At 45.8% G+C, this 24,556-nt stretch carries 18 protein-coding genes; 9 read left to right on the top strand and 9 right to left on the bottom strand.

What is annotated here, in order from left to right; all coding sequences use genetic code 11:
• The first annotated feature begins 12 nt into the window (after nucleotides 1-12).
• Nucleotides 13-1,140, top strand: coding sequence for a trypsin-like peptidase domain-containing protein (locus P2W76_RS03655; RefSeq protein WP_276346138.1), 1,128 nt, complete (start codon nucleotides 13-15; stop codon nucleotides 1,138-1,140).
• A 152-nt stretch (nucleotides 1,141-1,292) separates the two neighbouring features.
• On the opposite strand, the gene P2W76_RS03650 is transcribed toward P2W76_RS03655, so the two are convergent.
• The gene (locus tag P2W76_RS03650) at nucleotides 1,293-2,348 is read right to left on the bottom strand and encodes an NAD(P)/FAD-dependent oxidoreductase (protein ID WP_276346137.1); all 1,056 of its coding nucleotides are present in this window, start codon (nucleotides 2,346-2,348) and stop codon (nucleotides 1,293-1,295) included.
• A gap of 156 nt (nucleotides 2,349-2,504) precedes the next feature.
• Here P2W76_RS03650 and P2W76_RS03645 point away from each other — a divergent pair, with 156 nt between their 5' ends.
• Nucleotides 2,505-3,428, top strand: a complete 924-nt coding sequence (locus P2W76_RS03645) for an AraC family transcriptional regulator (RefSeq protein ID WP_276346136.1) — start codon at nucleotides 2,505-2,507, stop codon at nucleotides 3,426-3,428.
• A 98-nt stretch (nucleotides 3,429-3,526) separates the two neighbouring features.
• Here the strand turns inward: P2W76_RS03645 and P2W76_RS03640 are convergent, their stop codons facing one another.
• Nucleotides 3,527-5,929, bottom strand: coding sequence for an ABC transporter permease (locus P2W76_RS03640; protein WP_276346135.1), 2,403 nt, complete (start codon nucleotides 5,927-5,929; stop codon nucleotides 3,527-3,529).
• A gap of 250 nt (nucleotides 5,930-6,179) precedes the next feature.
• Nucleotides 6,180-6,827, bottom strand: a complete 648-nt coding sequence (locus tag P2W76_RS03635) for a sigma-70 family RNA polymerase sigma factor (RefSeq protein ID WP_276346134.1) — start codon at nucleotides 6,825-6,827, stop codon at nucleotides 6,180-6,182.
• A gap of 134 nt (nucleotides 6,828-6,961) precedes the next feature.
• Here P2W76_RS03635 and P2W76_RS03630 point away from each other — a divergent pair, with 134 nt between their 5' ends.
• Nucleotides 6,962-7,354 carry a hypothetical protein gene (locus P2W76_RS03630; RefSeq protein WP_276346133.1) on the top strand — a complete coding sequence of 131 codons (393 nt, stop codon included), beginning with the start codon at nucleotides 6,962-6,964 and terminating at the stop codon, nucleotides 7,352-7,354.
• Between the two features lie 155 nt (nucleotides 7,355-7,509).
• Here the strand turns inward: P2W76_RS03630 and P2W76_RS03625 are convergent, their stop codons facing one another.
• A complete protein-coding gene (locus tag P2W76_RS03625; RefSeq protein WP_276346132.1) occupies nucleotides 7,510-8,034 on the bottom strand; it encodes a pyridoxamine 5'-phosphate oxidase family protein in 525 nt (174 codons plus the stop codon).
• Nucleotides 8,035-8,362: 328 nt separating this feature from the next.
• Here P2W76_RS03625 and P2W76_RS03620 point away from each other — a divergent pair, with 328 nt between their 5' ends.
• The 5 genes from P2W76_RS03620 (at nucleotide 8,363) to P2W76_RS03600 (ending at nucleotide 16,958) form a co-directional block, all read left to right on the top strand.
• A complete protein-coding gene (locus P2W76_RS03620) occupies nucleotides 8,363-9,418 on the top strand; it encodes a LacI family DNA-binding transcriptional regulator (protein WP_276346131.1) in 1,056 nt (351 codons plus the stop codon).
• A 132-nt stretch (nucleotides 9,419-9,550) separates the two neighbouring features.
• Nucleotides 9,551-10,942, top strand: a complete 1,392-nt coding sequence (locus P2W76_RS03615; RefSeq protein WP_276346130.1) for a Gfo/Idh/MocA family oxidoreductase — start codon at nucleotides 9,551-9,553, stop codon at nucleotides 10,940-10,942.
• Nucleotides 10,943-11,000: 58 nt separating this feature from the next.
• Entirely contained in the window at nucleotides 11,001-13,295 is a 2,295-nt protein-coding gene (locus P2W76_RS03610) for a c-type cytochrome (RefSeq protein ID WP_276346129.1), read from the top strand.
• Nucleotides 13,296-13,387: 92 nt separating this feature from the next.
• Nucleotides 13,388-15,796, top strand: a complete 2,409-nt coding sequence (locus P2W76_RS03605; RefSeq protein ID WP_276346128.1) for a hypothetical protein — start codon at nucleotides 13,388-13,390, stop codon at nucleotides 15,794-15,796.
• Nucleotides 15,797-15,827: 31 nt separating this feature from the next.
• The gene (locus P2W76_RS03600) at nucleotides 15,828-16,958 is read left to right on the top strand and encodes a DUF5009 domain-containing protein (protein ID WP_276346127.1); all 1,131 of its coding nucleotides are present in this window, start codon (nucleotides 15,828-15,830) and stop codon (nucleotides 16,956-16,958) included.
• Here the strand turns inward: P2W76_RS03600 and P2W76_RS03595 are convergent.
• From P2W76_RS03595 to P2W76_RS03580, 4 genes are all read right to left on the bottom strand, one after another.
• A complete protein-coding gene (locus P2W76_RS03595) occupies nucleotides 16,948-18,882 on the bottom strand; it encodes a chloride channel protein (RefSeq protein WP_276346126.1) in 1,935 nt (644 codons plus the stop codon). The two genes, P2W76_RS03600 and P2W76_RS03595, sit on opposite strands and share 11 nt — an antisense overlap.
• Nucleotides 18,883-19,003: 121 nt before the next feature.
• Nucleotides 19,004-19,645: a carbonic anhydrase gene (locus P2W76_RS03590; protein ID WP_276346125.1), complete on the bottom strand. Its 642-nt coding sequence runs from the start codon at nucleotides 19,643-19,645 to the stop codon at nucleotides 19,004-19,006.
• Nucleotides 19,646-20,109: 464 nt separating this feature from the next.
• Complete coding sequence (locus tag P2W76_RS03585) at nucleotides 20,110-20,640, bottom strand: hypothetical protein (protein ID WP_276346124.1); 531 nt, start codon at nucleotides 20,638-20,640, stop codon at nucleotides 20,110-20,112.
• Nucleotides 20,641-20,921: 281 nt separating this feature from the next.
• Nucleotides 20,922-21,131 (bottom strand): DUF3606 domain-containing protein, encoded by a 210-nt coding sequence (locus tag P2W76_RS03580; RefSeq protein ID WP_276346123.1) that lies wholly within the window; start codon nucleotides 21,129-21,131, stop codon nucleotides 20,922-20,924.
• An 88-nt stretch (nucleotides 21,132-21,219) separates the two neighbouring features.
• Here P2W76_RS03580 and P2W76_RS03575 point away from each other — a divergent pair, with 88 nt between their 5' ends.
• Nucleotides 21,220-22,752 (top strand): SulP family inorganic anion transporter, encoded by a 1,533-nt coding sequence (locus P2W76_RS03575; RefSeq protein WP_276346122.1) that lies wholly within the window; start codon nucleotides 21,220-21,222, stop codon nucleotides 22,750-22,752.
• A gap of 77 nt (nucleotides 22,753-22,829) precedes the next feature.
• Here P2W76_RS03575 and P2W76_RS03570 read toward each other — a convergent pair whose 3' ends face one another.
• Nucleotides 22,830-24,554: a RagB/SusD family nutrient uptake outer membrane protein gene (locus tag P2W76_RS03570; protein WP_276346121.1), complete on the bottom strand. Its 1,725-nt coding sequence runs from the start codon at nucleotides 24,552-24,554 to the stop codon at nucleotides 22,830-22,832.
• Nucleotides 24,555-24,556 lie beyond the last annotated feature (2 nt).

The raw sequence follows: 24,556 nt of genomic DNA, 5'->3' as shown, positions 1-24,556 counted from the left end.
TACCCCGTATATATGCATAAATCTCTTTCATTATTATTTCTGTGCCCATTAATTACTTTTGCCCAGGTAAAAGAGCCCTGGATAAATAAACCGCTTTCTGATTGGCCGCCGATAGCATTAATTAACCAGGTTTTATATAAAAATGGTGACCGCTATGTCGACCCTTCGTTTAAGTATGCCGGCACCGGCTTTTTGATAGAAAACGGAAAAGATACACTTGCAGCCACAGCCAAGCACATTTTATGGATAGCTAAAAACAAGAAGGTTAACGGCACCGAGGTAAATGCCGAACTTAATCGGTGGGTGATGACTCCTAAGGGAAATCACACTGATTCCGCCCTGGTCGACAAGCTTTTAAATGAGGATACTGCTGAACGATTGGAAGGCAACACCTCTACAATTCTGGAACGCGACTGGCTTATCTTTAGCCTGAAAAAAAGCTCACCAAAGCTCTACCCATTAAAACCTCGCTACACGCCAGTCAAACCAGGTGAAAAAGTATATATTCTGTCGAATGCTTATGAAGACAGCGCGTCTACGGTATATAATGGCACCGTTTACCGCAAGTTGGGAATGGATATCCTGATTCGCCACAACATGGGACATCAGAAACCTGGCTCCAGTGGCTCTCCGGTGATCGATGCGAATGGTTATCTGATCGGAATTATCTCAAGCGGAACAACAATTGATGTGGGCGAGGTTGCAGTAGCGATCTCTACAGAGTATTTAAAAGATGTGCTGGATAAGAAACCTGCGCTGAATAGGCCAAAGAAAGACTATGGAGAACTGATTTTTAACACAACTATGGAACATGGTGCGGCAAGGGCCATACTGCAATATAAGTCGCTGACTAAGAACCCTGACAACTACTATATCTATAACTTGCGAAGCGCTAATAGAAACGGCCTCTTTGAAACAGGCCAAAGATTACTTGACATGAAACGTTACCGGGACGCGATTAAGATTTTAAAGTTTAATATAAAAGCCAGAGGCAGATTTTATCGACATTACAACCTATTAGCTAAGGCTCAATTGCTAGCCGGCAATAAACAGGAAGCATTAAAATCTTACAGGATGTCTATTCAGAGCTATGACAGCGAGGAAAATGAGGCTTACGATGAACTCGAAAAAATTAAGTAGGGAGCTGTATTCATTATTTTGAAATACTTGCTGGACTTTCTTAATTCAACTGGGACCTTTTTATTTTAACTGATTTTTAAAGCATTGATTAGTGGGAGTAGAAGCCGCCTATTGGTTCGAGCCAGCTAATGGTATAGAGAGGCTAAAATTATCTATGCTAGCTTATCTGCGATGGATTGAGCGGCGATAATCGCGCCCTCCATATAGCCTGAATGCTCGTCAGCGGTTTCCGTTGCAGCAAAAAATAGTTTGCCGTCCATATAACTTTTCTGCAACAGCGGATGTCCGTTATTTTGGTGCGGTCGTTGGATAATCTGATTGCCCGACAAGACAAATTCGTCTGTCCAAACCTTATCAAAATAGGCGGCGGGGTTTAATGCCTGTGTACCCAGTAGTTCTTCTAATTGACTAAGTACTAATTCCTTTCTTACGTCCGGCGTGTAAGCGGCCGCGCCAGCATTAAGGAAACCTGTAAGGCCAAACTTATTTTCTTCAAAGTTGGTATGATCATACATTTCAGTGATGATACCGGCGTGGCTGAACAGCATTCCCGAATAGCCTTCGTTTCGCCAAAAAGGTCTGTCATATTCCAATGTAAACTTTAAAGAGCCAGCCATCCATGTTTGTACAGCGGGTAAAAGGGCCGTGAACGAATCTGGTAATTCAGGTGAGAATGTAATATTGTTTGATGCTAATTGCGGGGGTATGCAGATGATGACCTTATCCGCTTCCTTCGTTCCCCCTGCATCGGTTTTTATTGAGAGCCCGTCTGCGGTTTCGTTTATCGCCGTAATTTTGGTGTTCAGTAGAATAGTTTCTTTGGGTAACTTTTCCGCCAGTGTATCTATCAGCATTTGCGTTCCGCCCGCCAACCGGTAAGAGGGTTTTTCAGCTTCGGGAACAAAGAATTTTTGCGGCGGTTCAAACGACTTGGTCTGAAATAACGATGTGCCTTTGGAAAACTGCGGGTACTTCTTCAATTCCAATTCGTCAATCAGAGCCAGCAAATTCGGGTGCATATCCGAGAACCAGGTTGCGCCCAATTCCAAAGGTGTCTGCAAAGTTCCTTTTATGGTCTGTATTCGTCCACCCAATCTTGGCGAGGCCTCCAGGATGGTAGCATGAATATTTCTTTTGGACAGCAAATAAGCGGAAGTCAATCCGCTTAATCCACCGCCTATAATAATGATACGTTGGTTATCCCTCATCTGTTATTAATGTCTTGTTTTTTATTCTGCGAATTTCCCCTTTACCATTTTCTTTTTAGTGGACAAATCGGAATGATTATGGTACTTATACGCAAAACAAGCGGCACAGAAGCCAAAGCTATGATCCAACACTACTAATTTTCGTAAATTAGCCGATTGCCAACGTTTCTGGTAGTGAATATGGTTAAGGAAAAAACAAATATAATCAACGAATATCATCTCAACAGACACAAGCCCGACAGACCACAATTTGCCCTTCATGATTTGAACGAATACCTGAAAACTAACCAGTGTCAGGCTGTCAAACCACACATACACAGCTTCTATCAAGTGATATGGTTTAAAAAAGGAACGGGGAAACATTCAGTTGATTTCAAGACCTATGATGTTTTTGATAACGCGATTTTTTTTGTGGCTCCCAATCAGGTACACTATTTTGACGGGAACACCGATTATAAAGGCGTTCTCCTTCATTTCAACGAACTGTTTTTGGTCCAGGACCAAACCCCGGTAGAATTTTTCCTCAATTGTAATTTATTTAATAATCCCTATCAACAACCCTCTTGCTGTATAGGTACTGGTATTGACGATATTTTGGATGAATATATCTCGCAGGTAAGACAGGAGTTGGAGAATAGGGAAAACTTTGGTAAAGAACTGATATTAAGAAACTACCTGAAATCATTTCTTATCCAGATAGAACGAAGAAGGAATGAATTTGAAAAATCTGCCAACCACCTTTCCCCGTTATTGGATGAAAAAAGAATGCAGCTTGTCAAGTTTATAAACCTCATAGATGAGAACTACAAAAAAGGTTACAGTATAACCGAATATGCCCGCTTACTCCATATATCTTCCAGAAGTTTGTCAGATCTCACGCAACAGCAACTGAACAAAACGCCCTCGCAAATGATACAAGAGCGGATTATATTGGAGGCACAACGTTTGTTACTGTATTCCGATCTCAACATCAATCAGGTCGGGTATCGTTTGGGATTTGACGATGCTTCTTATTTTGTTAAGTATTTTAAGAAATACACAGGCGTTTCTCCGTCGGAGTTCAAAAAATCGGTTTCCTGAAAGTACCATTTGTTTTCCTCTCTGCCCATTGTTAGACCTTTGCTGTATAGTGAAATGCGATCTTCCAAAGTCGGCAAATTCAATCAGGCGGTCGTTCACTATTCCGTCCTCAGACTTTTCACGGGGTTAGTAATCGAAGCTCGTATTGTTTGCACACTTATCGTAACTATCGTGATTAGAATGATTGAACCTGATGCGATAAGAAATATGCCAGGCCCTATATCGACACGAAAAGCAAAACGTTGAAGCCATTGGTTAATAGCCCACCAGGCTAGGGGTGTGGCTACCAGCAAGGCGATCACAATTACTTTGAGAAAATCTGTTGACAGCATGATGGCAATATTACTCACCGAGGCGCCGGTAATTTTGCGTATGCCAATTTCCTTCTGTCGTCTTTGCGCCGTAAAGGCAGCCAGGCCAAATAAGCCCAGGCATGAAATAACAATCGCAATCCCCGCAAAATATCGCGATAAAGTTGAAATACGCTCCTCGGAAGCATAGATTTTACGGTAATCATCATCAAGGAAAGAATATTCAAAGGGAAGCCCGGAATTATAACTCCTGTAAAATGCCTCAATGTTTAACAAAGCCTCCTTTTGGGCACGAGACTCAAGCTTGATTAAGATGTTATTACCATTCGGATAATATTGCAGAAGACAGGGTTTTATCTTTTCATAAAGCGACTCGAAATGAAAATCCTTCACTACTCCAATGATCTGTTTCTTATCGCCCATAATGCTCACAGTTTGACCCACCGGATCTTTAAGGCCCATAGCAGCAATTGCAGACTCATTTAAAATTACTTTGGATGCATCAGAACCATACTCATCCGAAAATACCCGGCCCTCTTTCATTTCAAGGTCAAGCATTTCCATTAAACCGTAATCCACTTCAAGATTTACAAATTCAATTCCCTGATCTGCTTGCTTTCCCGTCCAATCAAGGGAGTAGCTGCCGTGATCGCCCGTAAGATTGTGTGCAAAGCTTGACGCATCTACCACTCCGGGCATCTTTTTTACTTCATCTAAGAAGGTTTGTAAGCCTTTATTCAGATTGCCTTCTTTTTTGATTGAAATGATATTGTCTTTGTTATAACCCAGGTTCGTCGTTTGCACGAACTTTATCTGCTGATGCACGACCAGAACTGAGACGATAAACACTGCTGACAGAACAAATTGAAATATGACCAAACCCCTACGGATAAATACTTGGGCAACAGAAGTATGAAGCTTTCCTTTTAGTACTACGACAGGCTTAAATCCTGAAAGGTATAAGGCTGGATAACTTCCCGCTATCAGTGCAGTAAGGAGAGTGATCCCCAAAACAGGGAAAATAAGACCAGCACCGAAATTAAATTCAAGATGTTTGCCGGTAAGGGTATTGAACGGCCCCAAAGATATAAGTACGATAAAAAATGCCAATATCAGCGACAAGAAAGTAGTGAGTATTGACTCAGACAGGTAATGGATGACGAGACTTATTCTGCTCGCACCAATACATTTTCTTATTCCTACATCTTTGAATCGTCCTGAAGCTTTCGCCGTTGATAAGTTCATGAAGTTAATACAGGCAATGATCAGTATAAAAAAGGCAATGATGGAGAATAACTTTACATATTCTATTCTGCCTCCCGCCTGTACTCCATTTTCAAAATGATTATATAGGTATCTGTCTGAGAAACGTTGAAGCTGTAATGTTCCGATCCATTCGATGTTTTTACCCTTATAAAGAGTTCTGTTAGTTTCTTTGTTGAAATCGCGGATCTTTTGTCCAAATACTTTTTCGTCGACGCCGTGTTTCAATACTATATACGTGCTTGGATCACTGTTACCCCAGTTTAAGACATTAGGGCGTTTATCAATAAATGCCTGGTAGGGTAAAATAATATCAAATTGAGCTGTAGAATTCACAGGTCTTTTGAAAATCCCTGATATGGTGTAGATGCCGTTAAAATCGGTACCTGAATCTTTATGGTTCCATGTTATGGTTTTTCCGACGACATTCTGAGTGGTCTGAAATAATTTAATCGCAGTCTCGTCAGAGATAACAGCTGACGATTTATCATCAAGCACATACTCCTTATTTCCCGCTATCAGATCATAGGAGAATATCGTGAAGAAGTTTCGCGTTGCGTATTGCTCACTTGCCTTTACCTGCTTGTTTCCAACAGAAATAATGCCTTTACTGGAGAACCATGAGGAGGGGATAACTGAAGCAGCGGACTCAACCTCCGGCATTTTTTCTGCCAGCGCCGATGACAGTAATGCCGGCGTAGCATCGATCGTTGTAAACGTGCCATCTCCCTGTGGAATATTTTGTAGCACCTGGAAAAGCTGTGCATCATTGGTGTTGAATTTATCAATACGCAGCTCACTAACTACCCACAAATAGATTAATAGTGTACATGCTAAGCCCGTAGCCAGACCTAATACATTTAACATCGTAAATTGACGGTTTTTCGAAAGGTTCCGCCACGCAATCTTAAAGTAGCTCTTTACCATCCTGTGTAAATTAGATATAAGGACATAGGAAATAAAATCTATGCCGATTCTTCAATATACAGATTTTTAGATACTTACGTTAGATTGCTGAGTGCGTGTGTTCAGATTCGAACAGTCACTGTGCGTATTAGAACAGGTTTGAAAGATCATCACCCGTGTCGTACGTCTTTCCTCATCTTGAGTTTCGCAGTGCCAAGGGTCGTCCCAACTGCAGGTGAGGATCAGGCACTCCGATAACGCCCAATCCCGGTCATCCGGAGTAGTTGATTCTGTTCATCACAAAATTTACGACTCTATCACAGCGGATAAGGTTAAATTCCATAAGTTGATTTGATCTGTAATAGCTGCTTAATTCTTCACGCAGTATTTCTTTGGCGCGGTTAAGACGGACTTTTACATTGGATTCGCCCAAGTCAAGGACTTCCATTGTTTCCCTGGTGCTCATTTCCTGAATTTCCCGCATAACAAATACCATTCTATACTTTTCGGGAAGTTCAGAAACTGCTTTCTCAAGTATGGCTTTCAATTCTTTATTCATAAGATCTTTTAATGGCGTTTCGTCATGTGTAATGTCTTCATCCTTGTTTGAGACCAGTTGCTCTATCTTTATTTTCTCTTTCTTATGCAGCAGGCTCTCATTAATAACTATACGCGTTAGCCAGGTTCCGAAACTCGACCTGTTTTGAAATTTTTGTAATTGCAGATAAGCATTCAGGTAAGCAGTTTGCATTATGTCCTCTGCTTCCATGTCATCATTGATGATCGACATACTGATTCTGTACATTCGGAGATTATATTTCCGCATTAAGAGTTCATATAATACGGTCTCTCCATGGATAATGCGTTCAACGATCTCCTCGTCGCTCAATCTGATATCAGTTGTGGTTTTTGATGTCATAGTCTGTTATAAGATCATACATAATGGAGTAGTCTCGCTTATAAAAGGTTACAGATAATACTGGAATAAATATTGTAACCCTTTTTTATCAGGCTCTCTCTAAGATGTATACTTAATCAAAAAAATATACAATTATGGAAAAAACGTCAACAGGATTAAGTCAGATCCAAACAATCTTAAAGTTTACATACGGCCTGGTTCCGATTGTAGCCGGGGCAGATAAATTTACAAATTTACTGACAAACTGGTCTGATTACCTGAATCCTGCGGTCGCGGGGATGTTGCCATTTAGTGCAGCAACGTTTATGATGATTGTTGGAGTAATTGAGATCGCCGCTGGTTTATTAGTATTAATTAATGTTGAAAAAGGAGCCTATCTTGTATCTGTCTGGCTGGTTCTCATAGCATTAACATTAATCGCTTCAGGAAGATACCTGGATGTTGCTGTACGGGATATCGTGATGGCAATAGGAGCATATTCTTTAGCGGGAATTTCAAAGATTGTTAAGGCCGGAAAACATCTGTGAGCAGTCACATAGCCAGGGCATTGGAAACAGGTTAAGAAAGTTGCCACAGAGTGCCCAAACCGTTGGTGAAGCACTTCGTTCGCAACTGGAGCTGCGCGGTAGTTTCTTCCTTAGAAATAAAAAAGAGGCTGAGACAGCCTCTTTTCGTTTAGCGCTCAGCTGATACTTAGTTTTCCCTCAATACTGTCATCCATTGCCTTCCCAGTGATTAACGAGGCCGCTATTTTAAGAAATGCGACAGCTTTCCCATGCTTGGTATCCCAGTAATAGCCTTGCGTAGGGTCTACCTTTATCAGGCTGATCATCGGGTCATTCTTGCCTTTTTCGAACCAGACTTTGAACATAGGCTGCCACAGCTCGTCTATTTTTTGCTGATCGTCAATGATCTGCGCAATCCCGTAAATGCTGACGAACCCGGAGTGTTTATCGGCCTGGAACAGGAGCTGCACGAGAGGATCCTGCGCTATTTCTGCGTTCTTCGCGCTGTCCTTGCGGCTCAGGAACCAGATGCCTCCGTTATCGTCAACCAGCTGTTCAGACATTGGCCGTGTTGAAAATGGCAATCCTGTTTTTATACCCGAGCAGAAAAAACAATTCTCGGCCCTTTCCACTAGTTCTTTAAGCTTTGCTTTAGCCTCAGCACCATCCAGGTTCTTAAGGTGGTCTTCTGCGTTTTCCATAGTAAAATATTTCAATGATAACCATTAGCAGGATAGGTTGTTTTATAAGATTTAACCAGCTGTAGAAATTTTAACTCTCATTGGGGTATTTAATCCACAAATCGGGAATTCTATTGCTAACATAAGGCCAAATCCATAACTATTTGCAAGTTTTTTGCTCTGGCATATCGTTTGAATATATATACATGCCCTCCAAGGGCATGTTTTTCATAGGTAGATGTAGGGTCGAATACTTGTATTCGGCCCTTTTTTATTCGGCCACTCCAGCCATTCGAAACCTGAAATAATTTTAACAGATTAATTATATTGCAATCGCAAACTGATCAGTATGGACGCGAATACCCAGATATTTGGAATCAAGGAAGTAGCCATCAAGGCTAATGTTTCTATGGCTACGGTCGATCGTGTGATTCATAACAGAACGGGTGTAGCAAAAAAAACCCGGGAGAAGATCCTGGAAATATTGAAGGAGGTTAATTACCAGCCTAACATATACGCCCGCAGGCTGGCAACATTAAAACCGATGCGTTTCGCGTCCCTCATTCCCAGGGTCTCTGATGAAACGAGCTTTTGGGCCGCGCCTTTGAACGGCATCCAGGAAGCAGAACAGACTATAGCCAAGTATGGAATTAAACTCGACAAGTTCTTTTTTGATCTTAGTGACACCCAATCCTTCGTGCTAAGCGCTGACCGGATACTGAAGGGTAATTATAATGGGGTATTGCTCGCGCCCTCGTTCATCCAGGAATCGGTCACATTTGTAAAAGCATGCGACAGCCTGAATATCCCTTACGTTTTCATCAACTCAGATATTCCCGATAATCAAAGCCTGTCATATATAGGCCCGGATCTGTTCCAGAGCGGTTATCTGGCCGCACATCTGATTAGTTTTCTCGTTCGCCCCGGGGATGATATACTGATCCTCAATATTTCGCGGGAAATGAGCAATCATCATCACTTACTCAGGAAAGAGGATGGATTCCGTGCATATTTAAAAGATAATAAAAAGACCAATAACATAATAAAGAGGGATATGACAAAAACTGACTATCCCTCGATCAGGAAAATGCTTTCCGGGGTACTGAAGGAAAATATCCGGGTTGTTTTCGTGACTAATTCCCGGGTTTCATTTGTTGCGCGCTACTTTAAAGAGGCAGGGATAGAGAATGTCATGCTGATCGGTTATGATCTGCTGGAGCAGAATATTAAATATTTGGAAATGGATATTATACATTTCCTGATCTGTCAAAAACCGCAGGAGGGAGCCTATAAAGGAATTATGCAGCTGTATCAAACCCTGGTTAATTTCGCCCAGCCGGAAAAGATCCAGTTTATGCCCATCGATATTATCACCAGGGAGAACTATAAGTTCTATAAGAATTAACAGCGCGCCCCGGCTTTGTCACAATTTCCTGTACCTGCGCGTTTTATAACCGCGTAAATTTGGATACGTGAATATTTTACATAGTTTCGGGTGCGCAACCGTCATAATTGCTAAATAATATAAACGAGGTTCATGGAAAAGTATAAAAGAAGAGACTTTATAAGATCTGCGGCCCTCGCCGGTGCCGGTGTTAGTTTGCTCGGGCCTGTAGAGCTTTTAGGATTAACTAAAGATCAGCCGGGCGGTATTCTGCCAGGATTCAGCGCTAAAAGCTATTCACGCATTATAGGCTCGAACGAGCGGCTCACGGTAGCTTGTATGGGTGTTAATGCCCGCGGCTTTGCCGTGGGAACGAATTTTGCCAACCAGCCTGATTGTGAAGTATTATATACCTGTGAGGTTGATAAGCGGGCCGCGGACAAGTTTACGGCGGAGGTAGGAAAAATACAGAGCAAAGCGCCAAAAGAAGCGCCCGACTTCCGTAAGGCTCTCGAAGATAAGGACCTGGATATCCTGATGGTTGCCGCGCCGGATCACTGGCATGCAACAGCGGCTATCTTGGGAGTTCAGGCCGGAAAGCATGTCTACCTGGAAAAGCCGGCTAGCCACAGTCCGCGGGAAGGGGAAATGGTGGTTGAGGCTTCCCGGAAATACAATAAGCTGATCCAGATGGGAAACCAGCGACGCTCCTGGCCCAATTCTGTAGGTGCCATAGCAGAAATTAGAAATGGTGTTATAGGCAAACCTTACATGGCCAAAGCCTGGTATACAAATAACCGCGCTCCGATAGGAGTGGGTAAGATTGTAGAGGTGCCTTCATGGCTCGACTATGAGTTATGGCAGGGACCTGCACCTCGCCGCCCTTATAAGGATAACCTGATTCACTATAACTGGCATTGGATGTGGAACTGGGGCACCGGTGAGGGCCCTAATAACGGAACGCATACAGTGGACCTGGCCCGCTGGGGTCTGGGAGTTGATTTCCCCGTCAGGGTAAGTTCTTCCGGCGGGCGGTATCACTTTACCGACGATTGGGAAACCCCGGACACACAGATCATGAATATGGAATTCGGCAATAATACGATGATCAGCTGGGAAGGACGGAGTGCCAACCGCCAGCCAATAGAAGGGGCAGGCGCGGGGGTGATGTTCCACGGTGAAAAAGGCTCTGTACTTATCGGCGACAGTACCTCGTATAAAGTATTTGATATCACCGGGAAATTACTGCGCCATGTAAAAGGCGAAGCGGTTGAGAACGATGTCCGCAGCCTGTCGACACCCTCGCAAAAGCTGGATGCCATACACATCCGCAATTTCTTTGACGGCATCCGTACCGGGGCAAAGCTAAACTCAGAGATAGCTGAGGGACATAAGAGTACCCTGTTGATGCAGTTGGGAAATATAGCGCTGCGTTCAGGCCGTGTGCTGAATATCAATCCTGAAAATGGCCGTATCCTTAATGATAAGAAGGCAATGAAATTATGGACCCGGGAGTACCAGCCAGGCTGGGAGCTCAAAGTTTAGGGTCTTAATAATCAATTCACTAAATAAATCATCAGCCAGTGCTGATATCTTGCACAAAATGAATAGAGTTTTTTCCTTCTTATTATTATCTGCATGTCTGCTGATCAGCTGTCGTCCCCGCAAGGGTTCCGTGGCGGATCAGGCTTATGTTAAACCAGATCCTGCAAACGAGAATTTTGACATAGCGCCGCTTGTTTCCCCGCAGGAATCATTGAACAAAATGATTGTTGAGGATGGCTTCGAGGTAAAGTTGGTTGCATCGGAGCCGCAGGTCAGCACCCCGGTTGCAATGAATTTCGATAACAGGGGCAGGATGTGGGTTGTGGAGATGGATGGCTACATGACCAATATCGACGGTACCGAAGAAAACGACCGGAACGGCAAGATTGTCATCCTGGAAGACAGGAATATGGATGGGAAGGTCGAACGCGGGAAGGTATTTCTGGACTCTCTGGTATTACCGCGGGCTATTTGCCTGATAGAGAACGGTATCCTGGTGGCAGAGCCGCCGCGCTTATGGTATATCGAGATCAATAACGATAAGCCGGGTAAGAAGGTGCTTATTGACGAAGCTTATACTGAGGGAGGCAATGTAGAAGCCCAGGCCAATGGCTTGTTCCGTGCGATGGACAACTGGATCTACAGCGGAGGTTCTGAAAAGCGCTACCGCAAGGCTGGCGATAAGTGGATCACGGAGCGCACGCATTTACGGGGGCAGTGGGGTATCACGCAGGACGACCAGGGGAGGCTGTTCTACAATAATAACTCGCAGAACCTGCTTGGCGACTACTTTCTGCCGGGCCTCGGTGCTTTCAACGCCAATATGCAGCGTGTGAGGGGCTTTAATGAAAGGATCATTTCTGATAACCGGGTTTACCCGGGCAGGCCCACGCCGGGTGTGAACCGCGGGTACAAGGATAATGTGCTGGACGCGAATAAGAAGCTCGCTAGCTTTACCGCTGCCTGCGGTCCGGCCCTGTACCGCAGCGACCTCTTTGGGAAAAGCTACTATAACAACGTTTTTGTTGCTGAACCGGCAGCTAATCTGATTAAGCGCAATGTGCTGAAAACTAATGGCTTTTATACATCAGGTCAGCAGGCTTATGAAGGCAGGGAATTCCTGGTGAGTATGGATGAGCGCTTCCGCCCGGTGAGCCTTTATAATGGTCCTGACGGCGCTCTTTACATACTGGATATGTATCGTGGTATCATTCAGCATAAGTCTTTTCTTACCGATTATTTAAAGGGCGAGATCAAAAAGCGCAACCTGGAGGAATTTGTGAACTGCGGCCGCATTTATAAGATCGTTCCAAAAGGGGCCTCGTCGCGGCAAACGGCAATTCCTTCTGATCCGCAAAAGCTGGTTGGCTTACTCAGCAGCCCCAACGGCTGGATGCGTGATAAAGCGCAGCAGATGCTGATCGATGGCAAGCATACAAATACAGCTGCCCAGCTGCGGGCAATTGTTAAAGACTCTGCAGGAAGCCTGGCAAGCATTCATGCATTGTGGACCCTTGAGGGGCTGGGACTGCTCCGCGCAGAGGAAGTTCTGGCGATGCTGGACCATAGTGACTGGAATATCAAGGCGCAGGCGCTGAGTACTTTCCCGTCTGTGGTCAATTCAAATACCTACATGCAATACCTTCCGGTTTTACAGAAAATGGCGAAGCAGGCCGACACGCTGACCGCGCCGTATGTCGCATTCCAGGTGCGTACCATTCAGGCCTTTGACCAGGCCGCAGCAAGCAATATCCTCCTTGGATTGGCTGACAAATACCCATCAAATCAATTTGTTGCCGACGCTGTGATCAGCAATCTAAAGGGCCGCGAATCGCTGTTCTTAGATCAGGCTATAGCTCTTAAGCACAACACCAATCTTCCGGTCTATAAGCAGGTCAGGAAGGTTATAGACGATATAAAGAGTAATGCTGCCAATGCGGATGCAAACCTGCTGCGCAAGCAGTTCCCAAGAGGTGCTAACCTGTTCCGTACTACCTGCCAGCCTTGTCATGGAGCTGACGGAAATGGCGTTCGTTCACTGGCCCCGCCACTGAATAAGTCGGAATGGGTTACGGGCGATAAAACGAGGCTGATCGCGATTATTCTTCACGGACTGACCGGGCCGGTAACAGTGAACGGTAAATTGTACCAGGCGCCGGAAATTAATGGTGATATGCCCGGCATCGGGAGCAATAAGGATATTGTGGATGAGGATATCGCACAGCTGTCGAGCTTTCTTCGCAAATCATGGAGCAATGACGCTGAAAAGATCAGCAGGGAGGAAGTGATGGCCATCAGGAAGAAATTCGCTGACCGCAAAACTCCCTTTACCGCGTCGGAACTGGGCAATTAAAACGGCAGTGCCTGCCGTAGTTTAGGGAAGGCTCCTGACCCGGCTTGTATTTGTGTAAGGGCTTTTTTGAAACAGGCTTTAACAATATTATCATGATCGAAGATCAAAATCCCGGAGCTGGCGACAGCCTTAACCTCAACAGGAGAAACGCCATCAAGGCCTTTAGCTTCGCAAGCCTCGCCATGTCGGCGGCTTCAATCCCGGCTTTTGCTGCCCGGGAAGAGCCGGCTGCGCCAAAAAAGACCTCGTATACGATCTATAACAACGTCGCCGGGATGAAACAGGACGGCTCCCTGAAGGAAGGCACCCTGGCGCGTGTTCTGGGTTATTATACGCCCGGGGATGGCGGGGGCGCCGAATACATGATCGTAAAGCAGGAGCCTGAACTGCAGACCGGCCATATCGAAGTGGGCGGCGGGCTCAGCGCCAGGCTCTTCAACGTATCCAGTGTAAATTATAAGATGTTCGGAGCAGTCGGCGACGGCCAGAATGATGATGGTGTGCAGATGAAGGCCGCACACGCCTATGCCAACCGGATGAATATACCGGTGATCAACCAGCACGGCGATTTCTGGATCAAAGAAACTGTGGGCATTGAAATATTGACCAGCGTGCAATGGGGTCATACCGCCTTCCACATCGATGAAAAATTCAATACCCGGACCCTGAACCGTTTTCTGGTCCTGCCTCACGAGGAGCCGCTTACACTGGAATTTGACGGAGCTGCGAAAGCCAGCCTGCTTAACCAATTGAAGCCGGGGGTTACTATCATTCCTGAACTCGCTCCTTATAAAAACTTCCTGATCGTGGTCACTGATAATGAAGACCGCATTGGGGTAAGGAGCGGTGCCGTTTACGGCGGGCGTTCTACGAAAGCACGGGAGGAATTTTTCTTTGTAGAGGAGCACGGTCGTATCCTCGGCGATCTGGCATGGGGCTTTAAGGATTATACAAAGATTATGGCATATCCCGGAAGCAATAGCTACCTGATCATCGAGGGCGGCACCTTTTATTTTTCCGGCGAAAGTATAAATGCAGGGGGCGGAGGCTATGTAAATATTGGCTTCAGGGTTACACGGAGCCGGACGGTCATCAGGAACCAGTGGGTGGGACTGGAGAAAGGCAAGGCAGATGTGGCCATGGCACCCAGAAGCGGATTTTATTCCTTTTCCTACGTGTATGATGTACTGCTTGAAAATGTAACGCTTATCCCATGGGAGAAGGACCGCCCGGGTACAGATAAAGACGTCCCGAACGGAACTTATGGCATCGGTGGCAATTATGCGCTTAATGCGACCTTCCGTAACGTGACAGCTGAGGGAAGCCCTGTTCATTGGGGTGTATTCGGTACCAATCTTTTTAAGAATTTCAGGGTAGAGCAATGCATGCTAAACCGAATAGACGTTCATTTTTATTGCTGGAACCTGTATATCAAAGATTCAAAGGTGGGTACCAATGGCATAACTGTGACCGGCGGCGGCGACCTGTTCGTTGAAAATACAATCTGCCGCAGCAATAGCTTTATCAGCTTCCGCCGTGATTTTGGCGCTAAGTGGGACGGGGATATCCGTATACGCAATTGCAGGCACGCCCCTACAGGCCGTGGCGAAACGTACCTCTTAAGCATGGCTGCAGACGATATCGACTATAAATATCCTGTGGGCTATGGCCCTACGGTAAAGATCGAGGATATGGTGGTCGATTTTAACACCGTCCCCGATTCTAAGGGCACTTCCTGGTTAATGCGCATGTCCACCTTCTCTCAGGCAGCGTATGGCGGCCGCGTGTTTTTCCCTTCGCACGTGGAGTTCCGGAACATTGTTGTGGAAGGGCGGGAACAGGGAATGCGTCTTCTTAATATTCCAGACCCGCAGAATTACCTCCTTGCAAAGACGGGTTCATATGATGGCGTACAGGTGAAGTCGAACTGCAAGATCATCCTTGAAGATATCCAGCTCGAATCACTTAACGAAGACGACCCGCAGTCTGCCGGGCATGTGCACCTGGTGCTGAAAAAAGCACAGGGCGCCGCTTATAAGGACGACCACGCCCTGTACCCTGAGATCATAGTTTCGCGCTGTAACGGCTTTGCCGCGCATATCGGCGGCAGTATCGCAGAGATCACGGTCGACCATTGCAAGGTGGTACGTTTTACCGGTGCCGAAACAGGAACACTCCCGGGATCCCTTACGTTTACCAATTGCAAGTTTGAGGCACTAGTAAATGACATTGGGAAGCCATTTTACCTTCTGGCAGCGGAGCTGGGAACCAGCTTTATAAACTGCCTGGTACTGGCCCCGCGGGTCGGCACTAAGGCCCGGCCCGATCTCCTGGATAGGATCGGCTTTTTACAGCTTAATAAAGCGGTTTATTATAATCATATCAACACCCGTTTAGGAAACGATATTCTCAATCATTATAAGGCCAGGGGCGTCAGGATCGCACCGGCCTTTATTGCTATGCTGAAGGCACACCACGAATTAGAACCGGTTGTAATTTAATTGTATATTCATACCTGATATACTATTCATTATGAGTAAAACAGACCTATCTGAAGGGCGGGCTGTCAAGTCCAACCGTCTTCTGTCAGTCGATGCCCTGCGCGGTTTCGACATGCTCCTCATCTCCGGAGGGGGAACCTTTATAGTCCTGATGGAGGGCAAGACCAGCTGGCCATGGGTCGATACCCTGGCCCGGCAGCTCGAGCACCCCGCGTGGATAGGCTTTACTTTTTATGATTTTATTTTCCCGCTTTTCCTTTTCATATCGGGGGTGTCAATCGCTTTTTCACTGAACCGGGATATCCGTAATGGTGTCGAAAAGGCGGTAATGTACCGGAAGGCATTCTGGCGCATGATCATCCTGATCATCCTGGGGATACTGGATAAGAACGTACCGTTCACGTTTTTCGATCCTGCCCAGATCAGGCTGGGAAGTGTCCTGGGCCGTATTGGTATTGCCGGCTTCCTGGCCACGGTGCTCTATCTTAATTTCCCCTGGAAGGGGCTCCTGGCATGGATAGGAGGGATACTGCTGGCTTATTATGCTCTCTTGTTCCTGGTTCCGGTGCCTGGCTACGGGGCCGGTAACCTCAGCTTTGAGGGCAACCTGGTCGGCTGGATAGACCGTACCGTCCTCCCGGGAAGGTTATTACAAAAAACCTATGATGAACTTGGACTGCTTACTCAGTTACCGGCGCTATGTCTTGCAGTATTCGGCACCCTTGCCGGCGATGTCCTCCGTTCAGATAAAAAGGAAAACAAAAAGATCCGGATCATGTCTCTGGCCGGCATAGCCTGTATTGGTATCGCCTTGTTATGGAGCCTTCATTTCCCGATAGGAAAGCGCTTGTGGACCAGTTCGTTCATTATGCTTACAGCAGGGATGGCATTTCTGTTCATGACCCTGTTTTATTGGGTCATCGATGTATTAAAATATCAGAAGTGGGCCTTCTTCTTCCAGGTTATCGGCCTTAACTCACTGACAGTCTACCTGGCATACCGCTTCATTGATTTTGGGGAAACATCAAAGCGTTTGTTTTCAGGACTGTATGCTCCTGCACCTGAACCCTGGCACGAGGTGTTTGAAGCACTGGGAGCAGTAACACTGGTATGGCTGCTTCTCTATTTTCTGTACCGGCACAAGATATTCGTTAAGATCTGATAATGTACTCGCTGGCACATGCCATGAGAAAATTCATACAACTAAAATTACTCAGGTTGCGCTTTTCTTGTTCTTTCTCACCAGCGCCCTGCCCCTGATTATAATTTTTAGCCTTTGCCACCTTAACGAAAGATTTGTTCCTGCTTCGTTTTCGCGCGTAAGTATAGGCTGCCAGAATATCCTTGTAGGTCAGTACGCCCGTAAGCGTACGTTCTTTAGTCGACGAGAGCACGGGAATAAGTTCCTGATTTTCCTGCGCCATTATTTCAACTGCTTTAGACAGGCTGTCATTGCTTCGTACAAACAGAGACGATTTCTTTATAAGTGATGTTACTAATAAGTCCTGATCCAGGTTAGCTTTATACAGATCTGCTACCGCAAGAGTACCTTCAAAGAATCCATTTTCATCCACTGCCAGTAAATGTCCTTCAGATATCGGGTTATTCTCCAGGAACGACTTAACCTCGCCAACTGTATTTTCGGATCCTAAGATCAAAGACTCATTTTTAATTACCTGCGAGACCGATAACTTTCTAAGAATGTCCGGTTCGTAAGAATCCGGGGTATATATCCCTCTTCTGGCGATTTTTTCAGTCATTATAGTGTTCTCCATCAGGATAACAGAGACAAGATACGATGCTGTACAAGCACCTAACAGCGGCAGCAGCGCGTGGGACTGCATGGTAGCTTCAAGGGCAAATGTAATGCTTGTGAGATAGGCACGGGAGGCACCGGCAAACATGGCCGACATACCGACCAACGCGGCCATCGGCAGGCTCAATTCAGATTCGGGGAAGAATGCGAGTATAAGACTTCCTGCTATCGCACCACAAGCGCCGCCTATGGTTAGCAAGGGTGCAAGCGTTCCTCCTGAAGTACCGCTTCCTAAAGCAATTGCCCAGGAAAGGAATTTAAAAAAGCACAAACTAAGAAGCAAGGTCAGGGAAAGATCTCCGGAAAGTATGGTTACAATATTATCATATCCGACGCCGAGGGTATTCGGGACAAAATAGCCTATTAACCCCACCGCCAACCCGCCGATTGCAGGCCACCAGGCCCAATGTATGGGTAGCTTTTCAAAAGTATCTTCAACAAAGTAGACTGCCTTAGTGAGGCCCATGGATAGAAATCCAATAATAAGCCCGATAAAACTATAAATACTCAAAGCCAGGTTGCCGGGTGTGCTTAGGTCCGGCATCGGAAATACAGAGCCTGATTCAAACAGCAGATGATGCCCGGCGGCGCCTGTTATACAGGCAAGGGCAACCGGAAGGATTGCCTTTGGTGAAAACTCAAATAATAATAATTCTATCGCTAAAAAGATAGCAGCAATGGGTGTCCCGAATATAGCCGACATACCAGCGGTCGCTCCGGCGGCCAGAATAATTTTCCGTTCGTTAGGGGTTATCTTTAATAGCTGCCCAAGCGTGGACCCCAGGGCACCCCCCGTTGCGATAATTGGCCCTTCCGCGCCGAACGGGCCGCCTGTACCAATAGCAATAGCTGAAGAAACAGGTTTCAAAAAGGTAATTGCCGGTTTTATTTTACTCTCGTTAACCAATATCTGTTCCATAGCTTCGGGGATCCCATGTCCCCTGATAGCCTTGGAACCATATAAGGCCATGATCCCAATGATCAGGCCTCCAATAGACGGAATGATTATGACCCATAGGCCCAACTGATTTTCCGCCGGGCTTTGGAAGTGAAAACCGAAGCGTCCGAAAAACGCGATATTTGTAACCAGATCGATAAGATGAACCAAAACTTTTGCTATCAAACTGATAGCAATGGCCACCAACACCGATATAGCTGAAATGTGTAAAAGACGTTTTTTTACTCCGTAAGCATTTTTTTCATCCTCCTCAGGTTCATTTAAATAATTTAAAGAGGGTGAAATTGGTATTCCCTGTTTGAAAATTTTCATTGAAAATGTAAGGACATAAATAAAGATATGCGAATTATCCTCAGCACAAAAGTATGGATAAATGACAAGATCCCGTCTCATTTTCAGGCGCATCAGACGAGACCTTGTTTAAAGTGTGATACTACTGTTCTCCTGTAAGGTTGTAGATATCTTTAATATTTTTCAGGATATTTTCAAAATCTATATTCAGGTCGACAATCCTGCCGCTGCGAATATCGAAGACCCAGCCGTGAACTATCGGGTAACCTGAACGCATGTAAGCCAGCTGCAGCACAGCCGTCTTGATCACGTTCACACACTGTTCATACACGTTCAGTTCAACCAGGCGGTCGTACCGCTTGTGCTCATCTGTGATCGCGTTCAATTCCGCCTGGTGGAGCCTGTAGACGTCCCTTATGCCACGGAGCCAGGGATTAAGGATCCCCATGTCTTTAGGCTGCAAAGCCGCTTTTACGCCTCCGCAATTATAGTGACCGCAAACAATAATGTGTTTTACGCCCAGATTCTTAATCGCATAGTTAATCACCGACATCACGTTCAGGTCGACATTATTGACCAGGTTGGCAATATTACGGTGAACAAAAGCTTCGCCGGGCCCGAGCCCCATCATTTCTTCAGCCGTGACACGGCTGTCGCTGCAACCGATGTATAAGTAATCCGGGTTCTGGTTGCCCGCCAGTTCCTTAAAGAAATCGGCGTCAGTGCCGGTCTTCTTTTGGATCCATTTCTTGTTATTCTCGAAAAGTTCTTCATAAGATGTCATGGGATGTTTGTTTCCTTCGCCATAAAAATAGGTGAATTATGCGGAATTTGAGCGAGGAATTTGAGATCGGGGGTGTGAGGTCGGATGTATGAGTCGGGCGGAGAGACTCGTCCCCGATTTAATCGGGGATCTCAAACTGAACGGAAAACTGAAAACTGAAAACGGAAAACGGAAAACTGAAAGTGAACTAGACGCTGTGCAGGGATCTCGCCTTTCTATCCGCCCCGAAAGAATCCCATTTCCCATTTCCCATTTCCCATCTCCCGTTTCCGCTCCCCAACAAAAAAGGGCTCCTTCCGAACCCCTTTCCTCTAAACCTATGAAACCTACCTATGAAATCCTTAATTAATTCTTATTCCGCCTGACGTTTCTTTCACGTTTGCTTTATCCACCTTCCACCTTCCTTTCAGTTTTCAGTTTTCCGTTTTCAGCTTTCACCTTTCACCTTTCCACTTTCAACTTATTTAAGGCTGCGTTACCGTATAAACAACCGGGATAACATTCACACCTGTTGCTTTACCGGCGTATGCGCCGTTTTCCCCGATCAGGTAAGAAACGTTGAACTTGTTAGTTGAGTTAGCACCGCTCCATGAGGATGACGTTGCTGTAACGATGGTCGCTGCTGTACCACCCGAAGCTGGCAGGGTAACTGCTGATCCGTAAGTGATGCCTGCTGTATTTCCAGCGTTGGTTGTTCCGATTGTTGAAGTCAGCTTTACTGAACCCGGAGTTAATGCTGCAGTTCCGGTTATTGTTCCTGCGATAGCTTTAACCACATATCCTTTTGAACTTACTACGCTGATATGGTCTGTTGCCAGGGCGGTAATACCGTTTGAGTATTTGGTCTCGTTATCGAAATTGACGGTGAGGGCAGCAGGTTGTGTTACCGAGAATGATAATACATCAGTCAGGGTGATGTTCAGGTTAGCAGTTTGTGCGAATGATGCTGAGCTTGCCAGGGTAACGAATGCGATTAATGCGAATATCTTTTTCATGTTATATCTTATCTTTTCTTTGATGTCTGTGTTGACCCTACATAGACAAAGAAAAGACCAAACAGCAAAACCGCGTTAAATTACTGTTAAATGACCTTTTGTTGGGGAATGCCGGAAATTAGGCTGGGATAGATTTCCCCATTTGAGGAATGGGATACTCAACGGAACGGGAACAGGCCAGGCAGCGGGCTTGCCAGGTACTGCGTGCTAACTGCATAGCAGATCCTTCGTTCCAGAAGCCTTTTGAACGAAGGATCTACGAATGAGAACCCTTCCAGGTATCAGTTATGGGTATAGGAAAGAAAGGAGAAAAGCTTTGCTTTAAGATATTCCTCGACTTTTTCGGGATTGCTGCCAACCTGGGCTATAATTTTCCGGATCTGCTCGCTGGTTACCCCGTACCTTTGCTCAATACATGCGAGCCTGGCACCATACCTGGAGGCTGGTTTTAAGTCGTTATGCACACTGCGTGTATGTATATGATTTTTCATAGGAACATGATTTTCTATAAAAAACACTCATGCATAAATTTAGTTTGCGTTTTTTTCTACTTTCGGGCAACTGGTCAGATTTTCTCTAATGAACGCATATCTCAATCTATTCGATTTTACGCAGAAGGTTAATTATAAGAACGAGGTACTGGCAGGGCTGACCGTGGCTATGACTATGATGCCCGAATCTTTGTCGTTTGCGATCCTTGCCGGGTTTCCACCCCTTGCCGGGTTGTACGCAGCCTTTATCATGGGCTTGATCACCGCTATTTTCGGCGGCAGGCCGGGACTTATATCGGGGGGTGCTGGCGCAACGGTGGTTGTACTTATTGCACTTATGAAGGCCAGCGGCATTGAATATGTCTTTGCTGCTGTTGCCCTGGCGGGTGTAATTCAAATACTGGTAGGTATATTTAAGTTCGGAAAATTTATCCGCCTGGTGCCGCAACCGGTAATGTATGGCTTTGTAAATGGCCTTGCGGTAATCATTTTTACCGCGCAGCTTGAGCAGTTCAAGACGGTGGTCGATGGTAAGGCAAACTGGCTGAGCGGCACGCCCCTGATGATCATGGGGGGACTAGTGCTGTTAACGATCGCTATAGTGCTGCTGCTGCCTAAAGTTACCAAAGCTGTCCCGCCCTCGCTGGTAGCAATTATTGTTGTCTTTCTGCTGGTAATGGGTTTTAATATTGATACAAAGACCGTTAAGGATATAGCTTCTGTCAGCGGTGGTTTTCCTCCCTTTCATGTCCCGATGGTGCCATTTACCCTGGAAACCCTGCAGATCATTTTCCCTTATGCACTGATAATGGCTGCAGTGGGGCTTACCGAGGGGCTGCTGACACTTAATCTGGTCGATGAGATCACCCGTACAAAAGGAAACAGTAACAGGGAGTGTGTCGCCCAGGGGGCAGCCAATATTGCCAACGGTTTTCTCTCCGGTATGGGCGGTTGTCCCATGATCGCCCAGACGCTTGTAAATCTCTCCGCCGGTGCCAGGGCAAGGTTATCGGGTATCATAGCTTCACTGACGATTTTGGTAATTATACTTTTCGGCGCGCCAATCATAGAACGGGTGCCGATGGCCGCTTTAACGGGCGTTATGATCATGGTTGCTATAGGCACCTTCGAATGGGCCAGCTTCCGTATTATAAATAAAATGCCCAAGCAGGACATTTTTGTGGGAATACTGGTCGCCGCCATTACCATCTGGCTCCATAACCTGGCACTGGCTGTACTTATTGGCGTGATCATCTCGGCCCTGGTATTTGCCTGGGAAAGCGCCAAGCGTATCCGCGCAAAGAAATATACAGATGAGCAGGGCATCCGGCACTACGAGATCTACGGCCCCTTATTTTTCGGTTCTGTAGCGGCTTTTAATGAAAAGTTTGATGTGGATGGCGATCCTGAAGAAGTTATCGTTGATTTCAGGGAAAGCCGCGTAGCGGATATGAGTGGGATAGAGGCTTTGAGCCGGCTGACCGAGCGTTATGCAAACGCAGGGAAAAAGCTTCACCTGCGCCATCTTAGCCAGGATTGCCGGGCACTGCTGAAAAATGCTGAGTCGGTGATCGAAGTGAATATCATGGAAGATCCGCTGTATAAGGTAGCTATTGAATAACCTGCTCATTGAATTCTTATAAACCAAAAAGGGCAAACAGTCAAACTGTTTGCCCTTTCGTTATTTAATGCAATGAATTATTGCCAGCCCGGGTTCTGCTTCAGGGCGGGGTTTAAAACGATCTCACTTTGAGGGATCGAATTCAGGTAATCGCGTCCAAGTATAAATCCATACCCGTTAGGTACAATATTTTTGAACGGATCAAGAAACCCATTGTTATCAACCGGGAATTTATTCGTTGTAACCTGTGAAGCAAGGAAGCCCTTGGGCCGTTTGCCGGTTATCAGCTCGTCGGCACCAGCCCAGCGCATAATGTCTGATAATCTGAAACCTTCCAGGGCCAGCTCAACGCGGCGTTCGCGCCTGATCTCATTGATCAGGGGTGAAAGTGCAGGGAAGTCCCATGCCGGGTCAGGAGTGATACTGGCAAGATCTAAATTCGGCATGCCAACCCGGTCGCGAAGCTTCTTAATCGTATTATTGATATCAGTCTGCGTCAGGGTTCCCAGTTCAGCTTTCGCTTCAGCGTAGTTAAGCAAAACTTCTGCGTACCTGTAAATAATGGAAGGAGTCTCCTCGTACTGCTGCACATGGTACAACAGGTTCGGGTTATAGCCTTTTAAAACCACATAGCCGGTAGGGGCATTATAATCTGCCGAAGTATTAAGCTTATCATAAACTTCTTTCCAGATCTTATTCGGCGCGCCCGCAGAGATCTTCCATACATCATCCGGCGAGGCAATAGTCTGGAAGAATCGAGGGTCACGGTTCTGGCCTTCAACCTTTAAGGTAGTATAACCTTTAAAGAGCGGGTTATTAGTAATCGGTTTCCCATCCGTCATCAGGTAAGAATCAGCTAATTGTTTGGTAATGGTATTTCCTGACGGAGTTTCCATCCTGAAGTTCCGGTCATTAACAAAAGCCGAATTTCCCCTGGAAAGCTCATTGTCATACTTTCTCCAGAACATAACCTCCTTATTGGAGGAGTAATCCTGCAGGGCAAACAGGTCTTTATAGTCGGAGTTAGGGTTGCCGGTGGTATAGATATCATATTTTCCGGAAGCCATGATCTTCCCTGCAGCTTCAACAGCTTTGTTGAAATATTTAGCCGGTTGCGCGTTAGCTACGGCAAAAGGCCCTCCTGCATGATATTTTTCCCACGAACCTTCAAATAAAGCAACGCGGCTTTGCATCAGCAGAGCCATCCACTTGTTAACACGGCCTGCACCGGTAGTTTTATCCTCTGTCAGGTACATCGCAGCTGTGTCAAGCGCCGCAATGATATTATCTGCTACCAGGCTTCTTGGATCCCTCGGTTTGTAAAGGGCAGGAGAGGTGGTCTTAAGCTCGGTGCTGATCCATTGAATGTCGCCATACGTTTCCAGCAGCATAAAATAGTTTACAGCGCGGAAGAAATACGCTTCACCCAGGTACTGCTTGTATTTATCCAGGGTATGACCCTGCTCAACTTTTTTATAATTGTCAAAAAAGTAATTGATGCTCCTGACATTTCCGAAGCCAATGCTGCCGCTGGTTACTACGGTGCGTGTTCCTTCCAGGCGCTGGTCAATATTTAGCCTTACCTGGTTATCGCTATCGAAGTCACTTCCGTGGTTATTATACCTTGGAAAGAAGGTGTTGTTATAGTACTGATTTACATAGGTCTTAAGCTCCTCCGGATTCTTAAAGTAATCCAGCGAAGTCACTTCATCTACAGGCGCCCGCTGCAGAAAATCCTTTTTACATCCGGTCAGGAGTGCTCCCAACGCTACGCAACTGATGATTATTTTTATAGATTTCATAA

It is taken from the genome of Daejeonella sp. JGW-45, from assembly GCF_029360805.1.
In the GTDB taxonomy this organism is placed as follows: Bacteria; Bacteroidota; Bacteroidia; order Sphingobacteriales; family Sphingobacteriaceae; genus Daejeonella.
The sequence above is the reverse complement of the archived record's forward strand: the minus strand, read 5'-3'. Positions and strand labels throughout refer to the sequence as shown.

What these genes read in the sequence shown, in the direction of transcription:
- P2W76_RS03655 (WP_276346138.1), top strand. Translation starts at nt 13, where the DNA reads ATGCATAAATCTCTTTCATTATTATTTCTGTGCCCATTAATTACTTTT.
- P2W76_RS03650 (WP_276346137.1), bottom strand. Translation starts at nt 2,348, where the DNA reads ATGAGGGATAACCAACGTATCATTATTATAGGCGGTGGATTAAGCGGA.
- P2W76_RS03640 (WP_276346135.1), bottom strand. Translation starts at nt 5,929, where the DNA reads ATGGTAAAGAGCTACTTTAAGATTGCGTGGCGGAACCTTTCGAAAAAC.
- P2W76_RS03635 (WP_276346134.1), bottom strand. Translation starts at nt 6,827, where the DNA reads ATGACATCAAAAACCACAACTGATATCAGATTGAGCGACGAGGAGATC.
- P2W76_RS03630 (WP_276346133.1), top strand. Translation starts at nt 6,962, where the DNA reads ATGGAAAAAACGTCAACAGGATTAAGTCAGATCCAAACAATCTTAAAG.
- P2W76_RS03625 (WP_276346132.1), bottom strand. Translation starts at nt 8,034, where the DNA reads ATGGAAAACGCAGAAGACCACCTTAAGAACCTGGATGGTGCTGAGGCT.
- P2W76_RS03620 (WP_276346131.1), top strand. Translation starts at nt 8,363, where the DNA reads ATGGACGCGAATACCCAGATATTTGGAATCAAGGAAGTAGCCATCAAG.
- P2W76_RS03615 (WP_276346130.1), top strand. Translation starts at nt 9,551, where the DNA reads ATGGAAAAGTATAAAAGAAGAGACTTTATAAGATCTGCGGCCCTCGCC.
- P2W76_RS03610 (WP_276346129.1), top strand. Translation starts at nt 11,001, where the DNA reads ATGAATAGAGTTTTTTCCTTCTTATTATTATCTGCATGTCTGCTGATC.
- P2W76_RS03605 (WP_276346128.1), top strand. Translation starts at nt 13,388, where the DNA reads ATGATCGAAGATCAAAATCCCGGAGCTGGCGACAGCCTTAACCTCAAC.
- P2W76_RS03600 (WP_276346127.1), top strand. Translation starts at nt 15,828, where the DNA reads ATGAGTAAAACAGACCTATCTGAAGGGCGGGCTGTCAAGTCCAACCGT.
- P2W76_RS03595 (WP_276346126.1), bottom strand. Translation starts at nt 18,882, where the DNA reads ATGAAAATTTTCAAACAGGGAATACCAATTTCACCCTCTTTAAATTAT.
- P2W76_RS03590 (WP_276346125.1), bottom strand. Translation starts at nt 19,645, where the DNA reads ATGACATCTTATGAAGAACTTTTCGAGAATAACAAGAAATGGATCCAA.
- P2W76_RS03585 (WP_276346124.1), bottom strand. Translation starts at nt 20,640, where the DNA reads ATGAAAAAGATATTCGCATTAATCGCATTCGTTACCCTGGCAAGCTCA.
- P2W76_RS03580 (WP_276346123.1), bottom strand. Translation starts at nt 21,131, where the DNA reads ATGAAAAATCATATACATACACGCAGTGTGCATAACGACTTAAAACCA.
- P2W76_RS03575 (WP_276346122.1), top strand. Translation starts at nt 21,220, where the DNA reads ATGAACGCATATCTCAATCTATTCGATTTTACGCAGAAGGTTAATTAT.
- P2W76_RS03570 (WP_276346121.1), bottom strand. Translation starts at nt 24,554, where the DNA reads ATGAAATCTATAAAAATAATCATCAGTTGCGTAGCGTTGGGAGCACTC.